We start from the raw sequence: 18,870 nt of genomic DNA, 5'->3' as shown, positions 1-18,870 counted from the left end.
CCCGCCGGATAACCGTGAGTGATAAATGGGCACGACCGTCGATCACCCGGCATCCGGTCGACCCCGGTCACAGCCGTTCATCAGGATTCCACGTCGGTGAGCGGTCGACGTTCATCATTTCGGCAGGCCACGGATTTACACAGAGTTGTATGACTGTACTAGCCGTCAGCACACCCACCACCGGAGCGGCCCGGTACACGCTGCGCATCGCGGATGGCCCCGCCGAGGTCCGCGCGGCGCAGCGCCTGCGGTACGAGGTGTTCGCCGAGGAACTCGGCGCGCGGTTGCACACCGGTACGCCGCACCTGGACGTGGATGAATTCGACCGGCACTGTGACCACCTGATCGTCGTCGAGGACCTGACCGGTGCGGTGGTCGGCACCTACCGGATGCTCCCGCCGGGGCGCATCGAGGGGCGCTACTCCGACACGGAGTTCGAGCTTTCGGCGCAGGCCGGGATCGCCCACGACCTGGTGGAGACGGGCCGCTCCTGCGTGCGCCCGGATCACCGGGGCGGAGCGGTGATTAACCTAATGTGGGCCGGTATCGCCCGGTATATGCACTTGACCGGGCACCAATGGCTGGCCGGCTGCGCCTCGGTCGGGCTGGACGACGGCGGTACGGTCGCGACGGGGGTGTGGGACCTGGTCCAGCGCCGGCACCTGGCGCCCGAGGAGTACCGGGTCACACCGCGGCAGCCGTGGCACCCGGGGACCGAGGCGCCGGGCCGGGTGGCGGTGCCGCCGCTGCTGCGCGGGTACCTGCGGCTGGGCGCCTGGGTGTGCGGGGCTCCCGCGTACGACCCCGACTTCGGCTGCGCCGACTTCTACGTGCTGCTCGGCCTCGACCGGGTGGACCCGCGCTACCTACGGCACTTCCTGGGTGCGATGCCGTGAACGGCGGGCCGACCACGGAGGCGGGGCGCCCCGTGAGCGAGGTGCGGGTCGTGAACGACCTGTGGCAGCCCACGTCATCGTGCGACGTGAACTGCCTCAACGACGACGAGCCGTTCACGGCCGTCGGCCGGCTCAGAAGCGCGAGCCGGTTCGCCGCCGCCGCCGGCGTCATGCTCGTGGCGGTGGTGCTGACGCCGGTGCTGCCGTTGCTGCCGGCCGGGAGCCGGGCGCGGCCGGTGCGCTGGTGCGCCCGGGGCGTGCTGCGCGCGCTGGGCATCCGGGTGAGCGTGCGCGGCCGGATCCCGAGCTGGCGGCCCGCCGCGGGGCGCGGTGCGGCCGGGTCGGCCTGCGGCGGCACCCTGGTCGTCGCCAATCACATCTCCTGGCTGGACATCGTGGTGCTGCTGGCCGCCGGGCGCACCCGGCTGGTCGCCAAGTGCGAGGTCGGCGAGTGGCCGGTGGTCGGCCGGATCGCGAGGTACGCCGGCACGATCTTCGTGGACCGGGCCAGGCCCCGCGCGCTGCCGGCGGCGGTGGCCGACGTCCGATCGGCGCTGGAGGCCGGCGAGGTGGTGGTGGTGTTCCCGGAGGGAACGACCTCCTGCGGCCGGTCGATCGGCCGGTTCCGGCCGGCGTTCTTCCAGGCGGCCGTCGAGGCGGGCGCCGCGATCGTCCCGGTCACGCTGAGGTTCGGGCTGGCCGGGGCCGGGCGGACCGCGGCGGCGGCCTTCATCGGCGACGAGACGCTGCTCGACTCGCTGCGCCGGATCATGCGCCTGCCGCGGCTGGACATCCGGCTGGTCTGCGGATCGATCATCCACCCGGCCTCGGGTGCGACCCGACGCAGCCTGGCGAGGGTGGCCGCGATGGCGGTCGGCGCGTCCGGTCCGGCCGCGGACCGGGGCACGCGGCGCCAGGCGCCGGTCGCCGTGCCGCCGGTCGCCGTGCCGCCGGTGGCCCCGATCCCGCTGCGGACCGAGGTCGCGGACGAGGGGGCGGCCGGCCCGCTCGCGCTGCGGCGGGCGGCCTGAGCGGCGCGCTGCCCGTCCGCGTCGAGCGCCGGTTTTTCATATCAACTACCTGTCTACGGCCGCAATCATTTGATTCTCGGCCGTAGACAGCCGCATTTACTCACTCCTGCCGACGAGCCGCGCCGACTCTGGGAATTCGCGATACATCGCGATAGTCTGGTCACGATCTAACGCGACACACGTCGCGCCCGTACCATTCGAATCTCTTCCTGGAGGTGCGCGGTGGCCTACTGGGCGATCACCGAACCTCGGCGGCTCGACATCGACCGCGTCGACCGGCTCGACGTCTCCCTGCTGGCCGGCCGGCTCAGCCTCGTCGGCACCGACGGGCCGGCCCGGGTGGAGGTCAGCGCCGTGGGGGAGCTCAAGCTCAACGTCCGCAGCGAGGACGGACAGCTGTCGGTGCACCATGACGTGCCGCGCGCCTGGCCCGGGATCTTCAAGCCGCTGTGGTGGTGGTGGATCGGCGGCCGGCGCAGGTTCTCGGCGGACGTGTCGATAGCCGTCCCGTTCCAGACCCCGGCGACGTTGAAGGTCGGGTCCGGTTCGGTGATCGTCTCGACCGTGCACGCCGATTTGAGCGTGGACTGTGCCAGCGGCCGAACCACGCTGCTGGGCGTCGATGGGCGGATCAAGGCCAGCGTGGTCTCCGGCTCGATCGAGGCGCTGGGCTGCGCGGGAGACATCACGCTGGACACGGTCTCCGGGGAGATCACGCTGGCGGACACCGCCGCCCGGCGGCTGACCGCGAAGACGATCTCCGGGGCGCTCACCGCCGACCTGGACAACCCGCCGCACGACAGCGAGATCAATCTTGAGACGATCTCCGGGGAGATCATCATCCGGGTGCGCGAGGACAGTGACCTGACCGTGCGGCTGTCGGCGGTGCACGGCCGGGTGACCAGCGCCTTCCCGGATCTGGCAGTCGAGGGCGAGCGGGGCACATCGGTGCGGGGCAGGATCGGCGCGGGTACCGGGCGGCTTTCCGCCAACGCGATGGGCGGCAACATCGCGCTGCTGCACCGACCGGTCGATGAGGACTTCGCCCACGACGAGCCGGGGCCGGTCGGCACGGGTTCGGTGGAGGCGTCGACATGACGGCTGTGTTCAGCCACGGCCGGCTTCGCCTGTACCTGCTCAAGCTGCTGGCCGAGGGGCCGAAGCACGGGTACGAGCTGATCCGGCTGCTGGAGAACCGGTTCCTCGGCCTGTACGCGCCGTCGGCGGGCACCATCTACCCGCGGCTGCAGCGGATGGAGTCCGAGGGACTGGTAACCCACACCCAGGCCGGCGGCCGCAAGGTCTATGAGCTCACCGGGGACGGCCGGGCCGAGCTCACCCAGCGGGCCGGCGAGCTGGCCGACCTGGAGGCGGAGATCCACGCGTCGGTGGCCGACCTGACCACCCTGGCCTCCGAGATCGAGCAGCACGTCAGTGGCTCGGTGCGGGACATCAAGCAGGAACTCCGGGACGCCGCGCGGCAGGTCCGCTCCGCCGGCCGGGCGCCCTGGCAGCAGGCCCACCGGCGGTGGACACCCGGGGCGCCGGCCGGCGGAGCGGGCACGCCGGGCCCGTGGACCCAGGGTGCCGACGGAAGCCCGGTCGATACCAACCCGGTCGACACCAACTCGGTCGACACCAACTCGGTCGATGGGAACCAGGGCCACGGTGGGCCGGACGGCGATCGCGGTACGCGCACAACTGGCGACTCCCGGGCAAACGCCCCAGCCTTCGGCGATCTGGAGCGCGCGGTCGGCCAGCTCGCCTCGGAGGTGCGCCGGATGGCCCGGCAGGGCTCGGCCGGCGAGGCCCAGCTCAGGGCCGCGACGGCGGTGGTAAGCAGCGCCCTGACCGAGCTGCGGCGGCTGCTGCGCGAGTGATGCCGGGGTGGCCGGGGACACCGGACGGGCGGGGCCAAACCGGTGGCATTCTCCGGGGAATGCGTGCCGAACGCTGATTCTCAGCCAATTCCCAGGCAGACTTCAGTTATGGCACAGCATAGGGGACCACGATGAAGCGCATGGGGGTACGTGACGGCGTTGCACAATCCGGGGGTGCGACGCTGTCCGGTGCGGCGCAGGCTGAGGCGAGACTGCTCGTAGTAGAGGATGACCCAAACATCCTCGAGCTGCTCTCCGCCAGCCTGCGCTTCGCCGGATTCACCGTTTCCACGGCGACCAATGGTGCCGCCGCGGTCAGCGCTGCCCGCGAGGAGCGCCCGGACCTGATCGTCCTCGACGTGATGCTGCCAGACCTCGACGGCTTCGAGGTCATTCGCAAGCTGCGTGACAGCGGTACCCGCACCCCCGTGGTCTTCCTGACCGCGCGGGACACCACCGACGATAAGATCCGCGGGTTGACCCTGGGTGGCGACGACTACGTCACCAAGCCGTTCAGCCTGGAGGAGTTGACCGCGCGAATCCGCGCGGTGCTGCGCAGGACCAGCGGCGCGGCGGTCTCGGCCCGGCTCACCTTCGCCGACCTGGAGTTGGACGAGGAGGCTCACGAGGTGTGGCGCAACGGCGAGCGGATCTCGCTGTCGCCGACCGAGTTCAAGCTGCTGCGTTATCTCATGGCCAACGCGGGCCGGGTGCTGTCCAAGGGGCAGATCCTCGACCATGTCTGGAGCTACGACTTCCGGGGTGACGACAGCATTGTCGAGTCGTACATCTCGTACCTGCGTCGCAAGGTCGACTTCACCGAGCCGCGGCTGATCCACACGCTGCGCGGCGTCGGGTACGTGCTGCGCCTGCCCTCTTAGCGAGCCCCTAGCGAGTCCCATGATCCACCCGTTCAGCCGCACACCGTTGCGGCTCAAACTCGTAGCCGCCGTCATGGCACTGGTCACCGCCGCGCTTGTGGTGATCGGTTTCTCCAGCGTGTTCGCGCTCCGCGCGTACCTGGTCGGCAGGCTCGACAGCGACGTACGGACCGTCGCTCAGGACTCCAACGCGCTGTCCATCGAGAACTACGAGCATCCCGGCACCCAGTCGGCGGTGGCGCTGCCGTCGCAGTTCTTCGCCGAGTTGGTCGGCCCGACCGGGCTGTTCCAGCCGATCTACGACACCTCGCAGTACCAGGCCACCGACCTGCCCATGGTGCCGCGCAACACGACCCAGGCGGCGGCCAAGCTGGACAGCGTCTTCACGGTGCCGTCGATGAGCGGCCAGGGCCGCTGGCGGGTGCTGGTCACCCCGCTGGTCTCCCAGCCCGGCCACTACCTGATGGTGGCCGCCGACATGACCGACGTGGACAACACGCTGTCCCGGCTCGTGGTCGCCGAGCTGCTGATCGGGGCCGGCACGCTGATCCTGCTCGCGGTCGCGGGTACGGCGATGGTGCAGGCCAGCCTGCGCCCGCTGCGCTCGATCGAGCACACCGCGGCCGCCATCGCGGGCGGCGACCTGACCCAGCGCATCCCGGAGTTCGAGCCGGGCGAGCAGGAGCCGCGCACCGAGGTCGGTCACCTGGCCCGCGCTTTGAACACGATGCTGGGCCAGGTCGAGGTCGCGTTCACCGCGCAGACCGCCTCGGAGGCCGCCGCCCGGTCGGCCGAGTCGGCGGCCCGGGGCGCGGCCGAGGCCGCCCGGCTGTCCGAGACCCGGGCCCGCCGCTCGGAGGAGCGGATGCGCCAGTTCGTGGCGGACGCCTCGCACGAGCTGCGTACCCCGCTGACCACCATCCGCGGCTTCGCCGAGCTGTACCGGCAGGGTGCGGCCCGCGCGCCGGAGGCGACCGAGGGGCTGATCGGCCGGATCGAGGGCGAGGCGTCCCGGATGGGCCTGCTGGTCGAGGACCTGCTGCTGCTGGCCCGCCTGGACATGGAGCGGCCGCTGGTGCCCGCCCGGCTGGAGCTGCGGGTGATCGCCAACGACGCGGTGACCGCGGCCAGGGCCGTGGCCCCGGATCGCGAGATCACCCTGGAGATTCCCGAGGGCACCGGTCCGATCATGGTCAACGGTGACGAGTCACGGCTGCGTCAGGTCGTCGGGAACCTGATGACCAACGCGCGGGTGCACACCCCGGCGGGTACCCCGATCTCGCTGCGCCTGCGCCCCGAGGAGAACCAGGCGGTGATCGAGGTCGCCGACGCCGGGCCGGGGCTGTCGCCGGAGCAGGGGGAGCACGTCTTCGAGCGGTTCTACCGCGCCGATACCGCCCGTACCCGCAACGACGGCGGAAACGGGGCGACCAGCGGCACCGGTCTGGGGCTGGCCATCGTCGCGGCGCTGGTCGTGGCGCACCGGGGCAGCGTCGAGGTGGACAGCAGGCCGGGGGAGGGTGCCACGTTCCGGGTGCGCCTCCCGTTGGCCCCGCCCGGCGTCGATCCGGAAGAGGATTGGTCGGAGGAATGATTCACAGCCAACTTCCAGCCCGAACCCAGGACTGACGCAGTCGGGCGGGGCAGTCTTGGACCCATGAGCGAGAGCGACACGAACCCGCAGCGCTTCCCGGAGCCGGACGACCGGTATGAACGGCCGACGAGCGAGCTGCCCATCGGCCCGAACGGGCAGCCGATGTCGGGTGAGCCCGCCCCTGGCCAGGCCTCCGACGGCCAGCCCGCGACGGACCAGACCGCGCCGCTTCCGCCGGTACCGGGCCAGCCGGTACCCGGTCAGCCAGTACCGGGTCAGGTCGCGCCGAATCAGCCCGTGTCGGGCCAGCCGGTGCCGTCCGTCTGGCAGCCGGAGCAGGCGCCGACCTCGGCCACGCCGGTGTCCTCGGGCGCGCCCATGCCGCCCGCGATGCCCGCGGGGTCCGTGCCCCCGCCCCAGCAGAGCTGGTACGGCGCGCCGGCGGGGTACGGCCCGCAGGCACCCGACGCGGCCGGGCAGCCGGCCGGTGCCGAGGAGCAGCCGCCCGGCGACCAGGAGCAGACGGCACCCCGCCAGCCCACCGGCCGGCTGGGCAGGGCCATCGGCGTTGGCCTGCTCGCCCTGCTGCTCGCCGGCGGCGGTGGCGTCGTGGGCGGCCTGGTCGTGCACGCCGCCGACCACTCCAACGCCGCTAGCTCGCTCGCGCCGGCGCCAACCGTCGACCGCTCCAGCCTGACCGGCATCGTGAACACGGTGAAGAACAGCGTGGTCTCGATCCAGACCTCGGACGCCGAGGGCTCCGGCGTGATCATCTCGGCCGACGGATACATCGTGACCAACAACCACGTGGTGGCCGACGCGACCGGCAAGACCGTCCAGGTCACCTTCGCCGACAGCAAGACCGCGCAGGCGACGATCGTGGGGACCGACCCGAAGACCGACCTCGCGGTGGTGAAGGCGCAGGGCGTCTCGAAGCTGACCGCGGCGAAGTTCGGCGACAGCGACGCCGTCCAGGTGGGCGACACGGTGATGGCCATCGGCAGTCCGCTGGGACTGCAGGGCTCGGTCACCGCCGGCATCGTCAGCGCGCTGCACCGGACCATCGAGGAGACGCCCGAGGACCAGCAGCAGCCGCAGCAGCCGCAGGACCCCTTCGGCGGCCAGGACCCCTTCGGCGGGCAGAACCCGTTCGGCGGCCAGAACCCGTTCGGCGGCCAGCAGCCCCAGCAACCCCAGCAGCCCCAGCAACCTCCTCAGCAGCAACAGCAACCTCAGCAGGAGACCGACATCGCTGGCGCGATCCAGACCGACGCCGCGATCAACCCGGGCAACTCCGGTGGCGCCCTGGTGAACACCCGCGGCGAGGTGGTGGGCATCAACACCAGCATCCTGACCTCGGGTGACGCCGACGGCAACATCGGCGTGGGCTTCGCGATCCCGTCCGACCGGGTCAACTCCGTCTCCCAGTCGCTGATGAAGGGCGAGAAGGTCAGCCACCCGTACATCGGGGTCAACGTCGGTACCGCCGACGGCAACGTCGGGGCTTCGGTGACCGGCGTGGTCAGCGGGAGCCCGGCGGACAAGGCCGGCCTGAAGGAGGGCGACGTGATCGTCAAGGCCGACGCGTCCGACATCCACAGCAGCGACGACCTGCTCGACGTCGTGCAGAACAGCAAGGTGGGCGACAAGCTCCAGCTCACGGTGAGCCGCAACGGCTCGACCCAGCAGGTACCCGTGACCGTGGGCGAATCGTCCTGACACAGGCTTTGCCTCCTCCCAGAAGGGCGAGCGGCGTGACCTCCGGGGGTCACGCCGCTCGTCCTGTTCCGGGCTCCGGAGCACAGACCCGCGGGGCACACCTGGGGCGGACGCCTCGCGTCGAACGCGCGGGTCAGTCGAGCCAGTTGAGGGAGCGTTCGACCGCCTTGCGCCACAGCCCGTACCCGCGGTCCCGGTCGGCGGCCGGCATCCGGGACTGCCACTCGGCGTCGGCGTGCCAGTTGGCCCGCAGCGTCTCCAGGTCGGGCCAGATCCCGACCGCGAGCCCGGCGGCGTAGGCGGCGCCGAGGGCGGTGGTCTCCGCGATCGTCGGGCGCACCACCGGCACGTCCAGCACATCGGCCTGGAACTGCATGAGCAGGTCGCTCGCGGTCATCCCGCCATCCACCCGCAGTTCGGCGATGTTCACGTCGGACTCCGCGACCATCGCGTCCGCGACGTCCTTGACCTGCCACCCGGTCGCCTCCAGCGCCGCCCGGGCCAGGTGCCCCTTGGTCACGTAGCCGGTCAGGCCGGCGATGACGCCCCGCGCGTCGGTGCGCCAGTACGGGGCGAACAGGCCGGAGAAGGCGGGCACGAAGTAGCAGCCCCCGTTGTCCTCCACGGTCGCGGCCAGCTCGTTGATCTCCGGTGCGGAGGAGATGATGCCGAGGTTGTCGCGCAGCCACTGCACCAGCGCACCGGTCACCGCGATGGAGCCCTCCAGCGCGTACACCGGGCGGCAGTCCCCGATCTGATATCCGACCGTGGTGAGCAGGCCGCGCTCGCTGCGCACCGGCGTGGTGCCGGTGTTGAGCAGCAGGAACGATCCGGTGCCGTAGGTGCACTTGGCCTGCCCGGGATCGAAGCAGGTCTGGCCGAACAGGGCGGCGGACTGGTCGCCCAGGGCGCTGGCCACCGGTACCCCGCCGATGTCGCCCCGAGCCTCGCCGTACACGTGGGACGAGGGCAGGATCTCGGGGAGCATCGCCCGCGGCACCCCGAACGCGTCGAGCAGCCGGTCATCCCAGTCCAGTGTGGACAGATTCATCAGCATGGTGCGGCTGGCATTGGTCACGTCGGTGGCGTGCCGGCCGGTCAGCCGCCAGATCAGCCAGGTGTCCAGGGTGCCGAAGACCACTTCGCCGGACTCGGCCCGGGCCCGCAGTTCGGGCCGCTCGTCCAGCAGCCAGCGAATCTTGGGCCCGGCGAAGTAGGTGGCCAGCGGCAGCCCCGAGGCGTCGCGGAACCGGTCGGTCCCGGCCTGGCCGGCCAATTCCCGGACTATCCGGTCGGTGCGGGTGTCCTGCCAGACGATCGCGTTGTGTACCGGCTCCCCGGTCGCCGTGTCCCACAGCAGGGTGGTCTCGCGCTGGTTGGTGATGCCGATCGCGGCCAGGTCGGCGCGGGACAGCCCGGCGTCGTCCAGGGCGGCGCGGGTGACCGCCTGAACGTTGTGCCAAATCTCGGCCGCGTCGTGCTCGACCCAGCCTGGCCGGGGGTAGATCTGCTGGTGCTCGCGCTGATCGAGCGCGACGATCTGACCAGCGCCGTCGAAGATGATGCAGCGAGTCGAGGTGGTTCCCTGATCGATCGCCGCGATGTAGCGAGAGGTCACGCGGACAGTCTGCCAGCCGGCCTGGCTCGGCTCGTTCCCGCTCGATCGGACCCGGGAGGATGCCCCGTCCCGACCGGCCCCGTCCCGACCGGTCAGGCGGGCCGGGCGGCCCGGGAGACGATCGCGCGCAGTCCGGCCGCGACCGTGGACGATGGCAGGCTGGGCCGGCCCGCGTCCGGCACCTGCTCCGGCGCGAACGGCACGTGGACGAACCCGCCCTGCAGCCGGCCCGGGCGGCGGGTCGCGGCGCGGTGCAGCAGCCCGTACATGACGTGGTTGCACACGAACCGGCCGGCCGAGTCGGACACCGCCGCCGGTACGCCGATCGCCCGGGCCGCCTCTACGCACTCCTTCACCGGGATGGTGGCGAAGTAGCCCACCGGCCCGTCCGGCACGATCGGCCGGTCGACCGGACGCGCCCCGGCGTTGTCCGGGATGGTGGCGTCATCGAGGTTGACCGCCACCCGCTCGACGGCCAGCCCGCTGTTGCCCCCGGCCTGGCCGACCGCGATCACCACGTCGGGGTCGAGCAGTTCGACCGCGTCCCACAGCACCTCGCCGGCCGCACCGAAGACGCAGGGCAGCAGCTGGGTGTGCAGGTCGACGCCGGGGATCGCCGAGGCCGCGGCGAGCCGCACCGCGGACCACGAGGGGTTCAGGTCGGAGCCGCCGAAGGGTTCGAAGCCGGTGAGCAGTACGCGAGGGGGCACCGGGACATCCTCGCATTTGCCCCGGTACCGGCGATCATGGGCCGGCCCGCGTGCGGTCAGGCGGCCGGGTGCAGCAGCGGCAGCGTCGCGCCGATCGCGTCCATCGCGAGCAGGTACGGCGAGTCGCGTTCGGCCAGCCGGTCGGCGATCGCGTCGATCGCCGGCCGGTATCCGCACAGCAGTTCCTGGCCGCGGAAGTCGTCGGCCGCCACCCGTGCCGCGGCGAACTCCAGCACCGCTGGCAGGAAGTCCGCCCGCTCCGTCTCCGCGAGCCTGAAGCCGGCCTGCTGGTAGGCGAGCGTGAAGGCGAGGTCGTCCGGATGGCTGAGCAGAAGCAGTGCCCCGCCGGGCTCGAAGATCGTCGTATACTCCTCGACCGCGGCGTCCGGGCCGGTGCCACGCAGGTGAGCGGCAAGCCTCGCCAGCGGGGTGCCGACATCGGTCGGCAGCAGCGCGGCGATCTCCGAGATGTGGCCGAGCTGGCGCTCGAGTGCCGTCGTCGGGTGCCGCAGCAGCTGCGCCGCGAGTTGTTGGGCAATTCCGATCACAGCCGGCTTCACTGATGCCTCCGGAATTAGCTGGACAATTCATACAAACAGTACCAGAAGCATCGAAAGTGGCCCGCCTATGGGGCCGCGAGGTGGACGGCTGCCGCTAACCTGCAGGCCATGACGCCCACCATCCAGGTTGACGGACTACGGAAGTGGTACGGCGACACACACGCCGTGGACGGGGTGTCGTTCGAGGTCGAGCGCGGCGAGTTCTTCGGCATCCTCGGACCCAACGGCGCGGGGAAGACCACCCTGCTGGAGATCGTCGAGGGCCTGCGCAAGCCGGACGCCGGGCAGGTGAGCCTGCTGGGCATGCGCCCCTGGCCGCGCAACGCCCGGCTGCTTCCCCGCATCGGCGTGCAGTTGCAGGCCACCTCGTTCTTCGAGCGGCTCACCGCCCGCGAGCAGATCCGCACGTTCGCCTCCCTGTACGGGATCCCGGCGCCGCACGCCGACCGGATGCTGGAGGTCGTCGGGCTGGCGGACAAGGCCGACACCCGCACCGAGAAGCTCTCCGGCGGCCAGGTGCAGCGGCTGTCCATCGCCTGCGCGCTGGTGCACGGGCCCGAGGTGGTCTTCCTGGACGAGCCGACGGCGGCGCTGGACCCGCAAGCCCGGCGCAACCTCTGGGACCTGCTCCGGGAGATCAACGCTGAGGGGCGCACGGTCGTGCTCACCACCCACTACATGGACGAGGCGGAGCTGCTCTGCGACCGGGTGGCGATCATGGACAACGGTCGCATCCTCAGGTCCGGTGCGCCCGCGGCCCTGGTACGCGGCCTGGACGCGCCCACCCGGATCGGCGTCGAGACCGGCACCGTGCCGCTGGACGGCGCCCGCGAGCTCTTTCCGGACGCGGAGGTCACCGACGACGGCGTGTCGCTGATCGTGTCCACCCGGGACCCGGCGAGCGTGCTGTCCACGCTGGCCGAGCGCAACGCGCTGCGCGGCCTGGCCGTGCGCGGCGCCTCGCTGGAGGACGTCTTCCTGGACCTCACCGGACGGGAGTACCGGGCATGAGCACGCAGAGCCGGCCCGGACAACCGGGCGACGACGCCGCCGGCCAACTGACCGCCGACCCGGCCGGCCCCAACGAGGGCGGCCCCAACGAGGGCGGCCCCAACGAAGGCGGCCCGGTCGAGGGGAGGTTCGGTCCTCGCCCGATCGCCACCGGCCGGCGGGCGACCAGCTTCCTCAGCCTGGCCCGGGCGATGTTCCTGGGTTTCCGCCGCGATCGTGCCGGGCTGTTCTTCACCCTGCTGTTCCCGCTGGTCTTCCTGGTCATCTTCGGCGGCCTGTTCCGCAACAGCGGCACCTCCAGGCAGTCCGTGCTGGAGGTCGGCTCGGTTCCGCTGATCGACACGCTGCCGGCCGACGCGCGCACCGCGCTGGATCGCGTGCTCGACATCACGAAGACCACCGATCGGACGGCCGCGCTGGGCAAGGTGCGCCAGGGCGACGACGCGGCGGCCATCGAGCAGGTCGGCGACCGGTTAGTGGTGCACTACTCGGCCGCGGACGCGACGGCGTCCGGGACGGTACAGGGCGTGCTCACGTCGCTGGTACAGACCGCGAACGTGGACGCCACCGGACAGCCGCCCAAGTTCTCGCTGGACATCCAGCAGGTCGAAGACAAGTCGCTGAGCTACATCCAGTACATAACCCCGGGGCTGCTGGGGTACGCGGTGGCGGTCGGCGCGACCTTCGGTGCCGCGTCGACCCTGGTCACCTGGCGGCAGAAGAAGATCCTGCGCCGGCTCACCCTGGCTCCGGTCGGGGTGCCGACGGTGATCGGCGCGCGGATAGTGGTGTCGATGGGCGTGGCGCTCATCCAGACGGCGATCTTCCTCGCCGTCGGCGCCGGCGCGTTCGGCCTCAAGCTGTCCCACTACTGGTGGATGTCGATCCCGCTGATCCTCGCCGGCACCCTGGCGTTCATGTCGATCGGGCTGCTCGCCGGCGCGAAGGCGAAGTCCATGGAGGCGGCCAGCGCCATCGCCAACTTGATCACCATCCCGATGGCGTTCCTGTCCGGGTCCTTCTTCCCGCTGTCCGGCGCGCCGGGGTGGCTACAGGGGCTGGCCAAGGTGTTCCCACTGCAGCACCTGAACACCGGCGTGCTCGACGTGATGGTGCGCGGCAGGTCGCCGGTCAGCGTGCTGCCCGAGCTGGGCATCCTGCTCGGCTTCGCGCTGGTGCTCTCCGCGATCTCGGCGCTGCTGTTCCGCTGGGATGACATCTGAGCGGCCTCTACCCGAGCCTGTGCTAGCGGGCCGGGGCCCGCGTTCCGTGGCACGATGATCAGTATGTCCGGCGGATCGGTGGCGTTCGTACTGGGCGGAGGTGGCGTGCTCGGCGCGGTCGAGGTGGGCATGCTGCGAGCCCTGCTGCAGCGCGGCATCCGGCCGGATCTCATCGTCGGAACCTCGATCGGCGCCGTGAACGGGGTGCTGGTGGCCGCCGACCCGACCGAGGAGGTCACCGAGCGGCTCGGCCGGCTGTGGGCGTCGCCGGAGGCCCGGGAGGTCTACGGCGGCTCCGCATCCCGGCAACTGTTCCGGGTGGCCCGCCGCGGCACGCACCTGCACTCGCCGCGGCCGCTGCGCGACATGCTGCGCCGCGAACTGGGGCCGGTGACCAGCTTCGCCGACCTGCGGGTCCGGTTCGAGTGCTGTGCCGCCAGCATCGAGCGCGCCGCCGAGCACTGGTTCGCCGACGGTGACCTGGTGCCGGCCGTGCTCGCCTCGTCGGCGGTACCGGGCCTGCTGCCGCCCATGGCCATCGAGGGCGAGCACTTCATCGACGGCGGCATCGTCAACTCGATCCCGGTGGGCCGCGCGGTGGACCTGGGGGCCACGACCGTCTACGTGCTCCAGGTCGGCCGGATCGACCGGCCCCTGAAGCCACCCCGTTACCTGTGGGACGTGGCCAAGGTCGCCTTCGAGGTGTCCCGGCGGCACCGGTACGCCCGGGAGATGGCCAACCTCCCCGACACGGTGACGGTGCACGTGCTGCCCGCCGGGAGCGGCTCCGACCGGGACGACTCCCCGCTGGCGTACCGGGACCTGGGCGCCGCCGCCCGCCGGATCAACCGGGCCTATGAAGCCTCGGCCGAGTACCTGGATGCGATCGGCAGATGAGGCCACCCCCGCGCTGGCTCCGGCGGGTGCTGCTGGCACCCGTGGTGATGGGGCTGGCGCTGGTCCTGGTGGGTACCGCGCCGGTGTGGGTGGTCCTGACGCTGGCCGGCTCGCCGCTGGTACCGGGTTTCCTGCGGCCGCTGCGGCTGCTCTGGCTCACCACCGTCTACCTGCTCGTCGAGCTGGTCGCGCTGGTCGTGATGCTCGCGCTGTGGCTGGCCTCGGGCTTCGGCTGGAGGGTGCGCGGGCCGCTGTTCCAGCGCGCCCACTACCGGCTGTGCGGCCGGGCCATGCGGGTGCTGTACCGGCAGGCCCGCTGGGTGCTCCGGCTGCACGTCAGGATCGAGGGCTCGGCACCCGACTCGGTGCCGCCCGGCCGGCCGCTGCTGGTGCTGTCCCGGCACGCCGGCCCGGGGGACTCGTTCCTGCTGGCACACGCCTTGATCAACTGGTACGACCGCGATCCGCGGATCGTGCTCAAGGACGCGTTGCAGTGGGATCCGAGCATCGACGTGCTGCTCAACCGGCTGCCCAACCGGTTCATCGCGCCCGGCCGGGAGCCCGCCGAGCGGGCGGAGTCGGAGATCGCCTCGCTGGCCGCCGGGCTCGGCCGGCACGACGCGCTACTGATCTTTCCGGAGGGCGGCAACTTCACCCCGCGCCGGTGGGAGCGGGCCATCCAGCGGCTGTCCGCGCTCGGATTGCAGCAGATGGCGACCCGCGCGCGGCGGATGCACAACGTCCTGCCGCCGCACCCCGGCGGCGTGCTCGCCGCGCTCGACGCCGCGCCGGACGCCGACGTGATCATGGTTGGGCACACCGGCGTGGACCACCTGCTGACGGTGGCCGACGTGTGGCGCGCGCTGCCGATGGACAAGACCATCATCATGCAGTGGTGGCTGGTGCCGCGCGCGGAGGTTCCGGCCGGCGACGAGGCGCGGATCGAGTGGCTGTACCGCTGGTGGGCGCGCATCGACATGTGGATCGAGTCTCACCGGCCGGCGGTGCCCACCGGCGCCGAGCCGGCCGCCCCGGGGGCCGGCCGAGCCGGGTTGCGGCGCAGGCGAGCACCGCAACCGCCGCCCGGAGAGTAGGCGCGGCGATCCCGTTCCGGGGACATGCCCGGCGAACCGCTCCCCGGCCGGCCGGCTTCGATCACGATGAGACGCGGGTAGACCGCGCGGTCGGCCGCCGCGAGCCGCACCCGGTCGGTCGGGACCGGGTGTGGCGACGGGGGGTGGTGGCCGGCCGCGCACCCGCCGGGTTCCGGTGCCGGACTCAGGCGGGCAGCCGCAGCTCGGAGGGGTGCTCCGGGTCGTGCCAGATCTCCTGGGCCACCGGTCGCAGCTCGATCGCCGTACCTATCGGATCGCCGGTGCCGCAGTTGCGGGCGTACCGCGGGTGGGCACCGCCGGCCAGCTGTACCCGGATCCGGTGGCCGCGCCGGAACACGTACCCCATCGGCCACAGCTCGACCTCGACGGCGCGCACTCCGTCGGCGTCCGGCGGGAACTGTCCCGGAGCGACCCGGACCAGCCCGTCGCTGATGTTCTCCGAGCGACCGTCCGGGTCCACGTCGCACACTCGCACGAAGACGTCAAAGTGCTCGCCGTCGGCCCGCACCCGGACGGTCGCGGCGACCGGCCCGATCGCCTCGACGTCGGCGCTCAGCACGGCGCTGGTGTAGACCAGGGTGTCGGGCCGGGCCTCGACCGCCCGGTTGTCCACCCGGCCGGCCTGCCGGGTCAGCAGCGGGCCGCCGGGCGACGGGGTCGGGTCGGACGGGTCGAACCGGAACCGGTCCGGCGGGGAGGCCGCCGGCGGTTGGGGCGCCAGCCCGCCCTCCGGCTGGAGGAACCACGACCGGGACCGGGTACTCGGCGGCCAGGTGGGCAGCTCCCGCCACTCGTCGATCCCGCCGACGTGCACCCGTACCCCGCCCGACGCGCCGCCGTCCATGGACGCCCGGAACCAGGCGATGGCCTCGCGCATCGAGGCGCCCAGCAGCTCGGGGCTGGCGTGCGTCCAGGGGCCGATCACCAGGCGGGGTGCCGCCCCGGCCGCGCGCAGGGTCGCGTAGTCGCGCAGCTGCCAGGGCAGGAAGATGTCGTACCACCCGCCGACCATGCACACCGGGGCCTGTACCCGCGCCACGTCGGGGTTGCCGCGCGGCGTCCAGTACGGGTCGTCCGGCTCGCAGTGGGTCAGCCACTCCTGAAAGAAGGTGACCTCCCGGCCGGCGGCCAGCGCGTCGACCTCGGACAGCGGCAGGTGCGTCCACGCCCGGCGCAGCCGGGACTGGGAGCGGTACTGCTTGTAGGCGAAGGACAGCGTGGAGCCGCCCTGGTTGCTGGTGAGAGTGGCCCAGTTGAGGATCGTGTCCAGGGCGTACGCGCCGCCGGCGTAGGTGGGGTCACGGAAGGCGGACGCGGTGACCGCGGTCAGCATCCCCTTGAGCACCGGCCCGGTCTCGGAGGCGATGGCCCACTGGGTGAACCCCAGGTAGCTGGGCCCGAAGGTGAACAGGCTCCCCTCGAACCACGGCTGCCGCTCGATCCAGGCCACCGTGTCCAGCCCGTCCTCGCGCTCGTACCGCAGCGGGTTCCACTCGCCGCCCGAGTCGAAGGTGCCCCGGCAGCTCTGCATCACCACGTGGAAGCCACGTTCGGCCAGCAGCCGCCCGGAGACCAGCCCGATCGCGCCGCCCCGCCCATACGGGGTCCGGATCAGGATCGTCGGCGCCCCGCGCAGCCGGGGCTCCCAGTGATCGGTACGCAGCACCACCCCGTCGCGCGTGCGCACCGGAATGCGGCGGCGCACCCGCACGGCCCGGGTGCGGGCCGGCGGCAGCTGTAAGACTCGCTCCATCACCCGGCTAGGGATGCTCATGCGGCCACCGTACCCAGCGCTCCCCGAGTGGCGGCGGGTCAGCCGGCGGGTGCCGCGGGCCGCCGGGACGCTCGGGGCGTCACGCCGCGGTACCGTCCGCGCCGGCGGGTCGGGTGGCCGGCGGCGTCACCCGGTGCGCACCACGCAACGGAAGCCGAGGTCGTCGCCGTACCCGTGCACCGGGTACGGCCGAGCGAGCCGGCCGGCGCCACCTCTGATCACTTTCATCGGCAGCGGCCCGCTGGCGCGGTGCCAGTCGGCCGTCCACTCCGACACGTTGCCGAACATGTCGTACAGCCCGTACCCGTTGGGCGCGCCGGCGGCGACCGGCCGGGTACCGGCGCCCGCCCCGGGTGCCTCCGGCGCGTCGTGTGCCGCGCAGACCCACTCCGCCTCGGTCGGCAGCGCCTTGCCGGCCCAGGCCGCGTAGGCCACCGCGTCCACCCACGCGACGTCGGTGACCGGGTGGTCGGCCCGCCCGGCCGGGTACGCCGCCCAGGGGGCCAGGTCGGGCTCGCGGCGGGCGAGCGTGCGGTACCCGGTCTCGGCGGCGAACGCCGCGAACTCCCCATTGGTGACCGGGCAGGCGTCGATCCAGAAGCCGTCCACCGGGCCGAGTTCGCAGCTACCGCTCGGGATCCACACCATGTCGGCCGAGGGGGGCGGCCCGGCCGGCCCTCGGTGTGGAGTGATAGAAACACACTGACTCACGAACAAAAGGTACAATTACCGACGGACAAACGTGGGGCAAACTATCGGATACCCCGCGCCACCAGCTGGGTGGGCAGCACCGTCGTGGCGGGCGGTGAGGTGTCCCCGGAGATCCGGCGGAACAGCAGCTGGGTGGCCTGGCGGGCCAGTTCCCGGGGATCGTAGGCGATGACGGTCAGCGGGCGCGGCATCAGGTGGGACAGCTCGAAGTCGTCGAAGCCGGTCAGCGCCGCGTCGCTGCCCAGCCGCCAGAGCTGGCGCAGCGCGCCGACGGTGATCCGGTTGTTGGTGCCGAAGAACGCGGTCGGCGGGTCGGCGAGGCCCAGCAGGTCGGCGATGGCGTCCGCGGCCTCCTCCGGCGTCTTGACCCCGTCCCGTACCAGCGCCTCGTCGTACCCGACGCCGGTCTCGGCCAGCGCGTCCCGCACCCCGGCCAGGCGCTCGGCCATCGTGTACACGGACAGCGAGTCCAGTAGCACGCCGACCCGCCGATGACCGGCGGCTAGCAGCCGCCGCATGCCGGCACGCGCCCCGCCCCGGTTGTCCAGCAGCACGGTGTCGGCCAGCAGCTGCCCCGGCGGCCGGTCGAGGAACACCACGGGCATGCCCATCTCCACCTCCCGGCGCAGGAACGAGTGGTCGGTACCGGCCGGCACCACCAGCAGCCCGTCCACCCGCCTCTGGCACAGGTCGAGCAGCAGCTGCCGCTCCCGCTCGGGGTCCTCCTCGGAGGACGCGGTCATCAGCAGCGTGTCGTGGGCCGAGGCGACCTGCGCGGCGGCGCTGGTGATGGCCGCGTAGAAGGGGTTGTCGATCTCCTCGATGAGCAGCCCGATGGTCGCGTTGACCCGGCCGGAGCGCAGGTTGCGAGCGATGTCGTTGCGCCGGAACCCGAGCTCGGCGATGGCCTCCAGCACCCGGTCGGTCAGCGCCTGTGCCACCGCGGGTTCGCCGTTGACCACCCGGGAGACGGTCTTGAGGCTGACGCCGGCACGCCGGGCGACATCGACCATGGTCGGCCGGCGGGCGGTGCCCGGCAACGCCTTCGGGACAGACATCCGTCTATGGTTGCAGAACTCGGCCGCGCTGAGCCCGCCGCGCGCCGCCGGGCCCGGCGATCCCGGCCGACTCTTCCGCCCGCCCCGACCGCCCTCCTGGCCGTCAGCCGGCGCGCCCGGCTCGGCTCGGCGCCCCCTGGCCCGCTTGCCCGCCCGGCCCGCCCGGCCCGCCCGGCCCGCCGCGCCCGGCTC

The 18,870-nt window shown here is 72.3% G+C and carries 17 protein-coding genes; 11 read left to right on the top strand and 6 right to left on the bottom strand.

The window, feature by feature from the left end; all coding sequences use genetic code 11:
• Positions 1 to 149: 149 nt before the first annotated feature.
• The 7 genes from ABEA87_RS30295 (at position 150) to ABEA87_RS30265 (ending at position 8,001) form a co-directional block, all read left to right on the top strand.
• On the top strand, positions 150 to 896 hold the full coding sequence (locus ABEA87_RS30295) for a GNAT family N-acetyltransferase (protein WP_345635403.1): 747 nt from the start codon (positions 150 to 152) through the stop codon (positions 894 to 896).
• A 50-nt stretch (positions 897 to 946) separates the two neighbouring features.
• Positions 947 to 1,927, top strand: a complete 981-nt coding sequence (locus ABEA87_RS30290; RefSeq protein WP_345635401.1) for a lysophospholipid acyltransferase family protein — start codon at positions 947 to 949, stop codon at positions 1,925 to 1,927.
• A gap of 222 nt (positions 1,928 to 2,149) precedes the next feature.
• Positions 2,150 to 3,025, top strand: coding sequence for a DUF4097 family beta strand repeat-containing protein (locus tag ABEA87_RS30285; RefSeq protein WP_345635399.1), 876 nt, complete (start codon positions 2,150 to 2,152; stop codon positions 3,023 to 3,025).
• On the top strand, positions 3,022 to 3,807 hold the full coding sequence (locus ABEA87_RS30280) for a PadR family transcriptional regulator (RefSeq protein WP_345635397.1): 786 nt from the start codon (positions 3,022 to 3,024) through the stop codon (positions 3,805 to 3,807). The genes ABEA87_RS30285 and ABEA87_RS30280 overlap by 4 nt, the downstream gene beginning before the upstream one ends.
• Before the next feature lie 140 nt (positions 3,808 to 3,947).
• A complete protein-coding gene (locus ABEA87_RS30275) occupies positions 3,948 to 4,688 on the top strand; it encodes a response regulator transcription factor (protein WP_345635395.1) in 741 nt (246 codons plus the stop codon).
• 19 nt (positions 4,689 to 4,707) lie between these two features.
• Entirely contained in the window at positions 4,708 to 6,282 is a 1,575-nt protein-coding gene (locus ABEA87_RS30270; RefSeq protein WP_345635393.1) for a sensor histidine kinase, read from the top strand.
• A 63-nt stretch (positions 6,283 to 6,345) separates the two neighbouring features.
• Positions 6,346 to 8,001 (top strand): S1C family serine protease, encoded by a 1,656-nt coding sequence (locus tag ABEA87_RS30265; RefSeq protein ID WP_345635391.1) that lies wholly within the window; start codon positions 6,346 to 6,348, stop codon positions 7,999 to 8,001.
• Between the two features lie 133 nt (positions 8,002 to 8,134).
• On the opposite strand, the gene glpK is transcribed toward ABEA87_RS30265, so the two are convergent.
• The 3 genes from glpK to ABEA87_RS30250 form a co-directional block, all read right to left on the bottom strand.
• Positions 8,135 to 9,619, bottom strand: coding sequence for a glycerol kinase GlpK (gene glpK / locus ABEA87_RS30260; RefSeq protein ID WP_345635389.1), 1,485 nt, complete (start codon positions 9,617 to 9,619; stop codon positions 8,135 to 8,137).
• A 92-nt stretch (positions 9,620 to 9,711) separates the two neighbouring features.
• Entirely contained in the window at positions 9,712 to 10,329 is a 618-nt protein-coding gene (gene pcp / locus ABEA87_RS30255; RefSeq protein WP_345635387.1) for a pyroglutamyl-peptidase I, read from the bottom strand.
• Positions 10,330 to 10,385: 56 nt separating this feature from the next.
• Positions 10,386 to 10,877 (bottom strand): nitrate reductase molybdenum cofactor assembly chaperone, encoded by a 492-nt coding sequence (locus tag ABEA87_RS30250; protein ID WP_345635385.1) that lies wholly within the window; start codon positions 10,875 to 10,877, stop codon positions 10,386 to 10,388.
• Positions 10,878 to 10,997: 120 nt separating this feature from the next.
• Here ABEA87_RS30250 and ABEA87_RS30245 point away from each other — a divergent pair, with 120 nt between their 5' ends.
• From ABEA87_RS30245 to ABEA87_RS30230, 4 genes are all read left to right on the top strand, one after another.
• A complete protein-coding gene (locus ABEA87_RS30245) occupies positions 10,998 to 11,900 on the top strand; it encodes an ABC transporter ATP-binding protein (RefSeq protein WP_345635384.1) in 903 nt (300 codons plus the stop codon).
• Complete coding sequence (locus tag ABEA87_RS30240) at positions 11,897 to 13,123, top strand: ABC transporter permease (RefSeq protein WP_345635382.1); 1,227 nt, start codon at positions 11,897 to 11,899, stop codon at positions 13,121 to 13,123. Before ABEA87_RS30245 ends, ABEA87_RS30240 begins: the two co-directional genes overlap by 4 nt.
• Positions 13,124 to 13,186: 63 nt before the next feature.
• Positions 13,187 to 14,020 carry a patatin-like phospholipase family protein gene (locus ABEA87_RS30235; RefSeq protein ID WP_345635380.1) on the top strand — a complete coding sequence of 278 codons (834 nt, stop codon included), beginning with the start codon at positions 13,187 to 13,189 and terminating at the stop codon, positions 14,018 to 14,020.
• On the top strand, positions 14,017 to 15,114 hold the full coding sequence (locus ABEA87_RS30230; protein WP_345635377.1) for a 1-acyl-sn-glycerol-3-phosphate acyltransferase: 1,098 nt from the start codon (positions 14,017 to 14,019) through the stop codon (positions 15,112 to 15,114). Before ABEA87_RS30235 ends, ABEA87_RS30230 begins: the two co-directional genes overlap by 4 nt.
• Before the next feature lie 184 nt (positions 15,115 to 15,298).
• On the opposite strand, the gene ABEA87_RS30225 is transcribed toward ABEA87_RS30230, so the two are convergent.
• The 3 genes from ABEA87_RS30225 to ABEA87_RS30215 all read right to left on the bottom strand — a co-directional run bounded on the left by ABEA87_RS30225 (position 15,299) and on the right by ABEA87_RS30215 (position 18,678).
• Positions 15,299 to 16,909, bottom strand: a complete 1,611-nt coding sequence (locus ABEA87_RS30225; RefSeq protein ID WP_345635376.1) for a CocE/NonD family hydrolase — start codon at positions 16,907 to 16,909, stop codon at positions 15,299 to 15,301.
• Between the two features lie 126 nt (positions 16,910 to 17,035).
• A complete protein-coding gene (locus ABEA87_RS30220; protein WP_345635375.1) occupies positions 17,036 to 17,557 on the bottom strand; it encodes a formylglycine-generating enzyme family protein in 522 nt (173 codons plus the stop codon).
• A gap of 104 nt (positions 17,558 to 17,661) precedes the next feature.
• Positions 17,662 to 18,678, bottom strand: coding sequence for a LacI family DNA-binding transcriptional regulator (locus ABEA87_RS30215; protein WP_345635372.1), 1,017 nt, complete (start codon positions 18,676 to 18,678; stop codon positions 17,662 to 17,664).
• Positions 18,679 to 18,870 lie beyond the last annotated feature (192 nt).

It is taken from the genome of Rugosimonospora acidiphila, assembly GCF_039543385.1.
In the GTDB taxonomy this organism is placed as follows: Bacteria; Actinomycetota; Actinomycetes; order Mycobacteriales; family Micromonosporaceae; genus Rugosimonospora; species Rugosimonospora acidiphila.
This window is presented reverse-complemented; position numbering and strand designations above follow the sequence as displayed.

Excerpts from the sequence above, each read along its gene's own strand:
- ABEA87_RS30240 (WP_345635382.1), top strand. The coding sequence starts at position 11,897 with ATGAGCACGCAGAGCCGGCCCGGACAACCGGGCGACGACGCCGCCGGC.
- ABEA87_RS30245 (WP_345635384.1), top strand. The coding sequence starts at position 10,998 with ATGACGCCCACCATCCAGGTTGACGGACTACGGAAGTGGTACGGCGAC.
- ABEA87_RS30230 (WP_345635377.1), top strand. The coding sequence starts at position 14,017 with ATGAGGCCACCCCCGCGCTGGCTCCGGCGGGTGCTGCTGGCACCCGTG.
- ABEA87_RS30280 (WP_345635397.1), top strand. The coding sequence starts at position 3,022 with ATGACGGCTGTGTTCAGCCACGGCCGGCTTCGCCTGTACCTGCTCAAG.
- ABEA87_RS30225 (WP_345635376.1), bottom strand. The coding sequence starts at position 16,909 with ATGAGCATCCCTAGCCGGGTGATGGAGCGAGTCTTACAGCTGCCGCCG.
- ABEA87_RS30215 (WP_345635372.1), bottom strand. The coding sequence starts at position 18,678 with ATGTCTGTCCCGAAGGCGTTGCCGGGCACCGCCCGCCGGCCGACCATG.
- ABEA87_RS30220 (WP_345635375.1), bottom strand. The coding sequence starts at position 17,557 with ATGGTGTGGATCCCGAGCGGTAGCTGCGAACTCGGCCCGGTGGACGGC.
- ABEA87_RS30270 (WP_345635393.1), top strand. The coding sequence starts at position 4,708 with ATGATCCACCCGTTCAGCCGCACACCGTTGCGGCTCAAACTCGTAGCC.
- ABEA87_RS30235 (WP_345635380.1), top strand. The coding sequence starts at position 13,187 with ATGTCCGGCGGATCGGTGGCGTTCGTACTGGGCGGAGGTGGCGTGCTC.
- ABEA87_RS30295 (WP_345635403.1), top strand. The coding sequence starts at position 150 with ATGACTGTACTAGCCGTCAGCACACCCACCACCGGAGCGGCCCGGTAC.
- ABEA87_RS30265 (WP_345635391.1), top strand. The coding sequence starts at position 6,346 with ATGAGCGAGAGCGACACGAACCCGCAGCGCTTCCCGGAGCCGGACGAC.
- ABEA87_RS30275 (WP_345635395.1), top strand. The coding sequence starts at position 3,948 with ATGGGGGTACGTGACGGCGTTGCACAATCCGGGGGTGCGACGCTGTCC.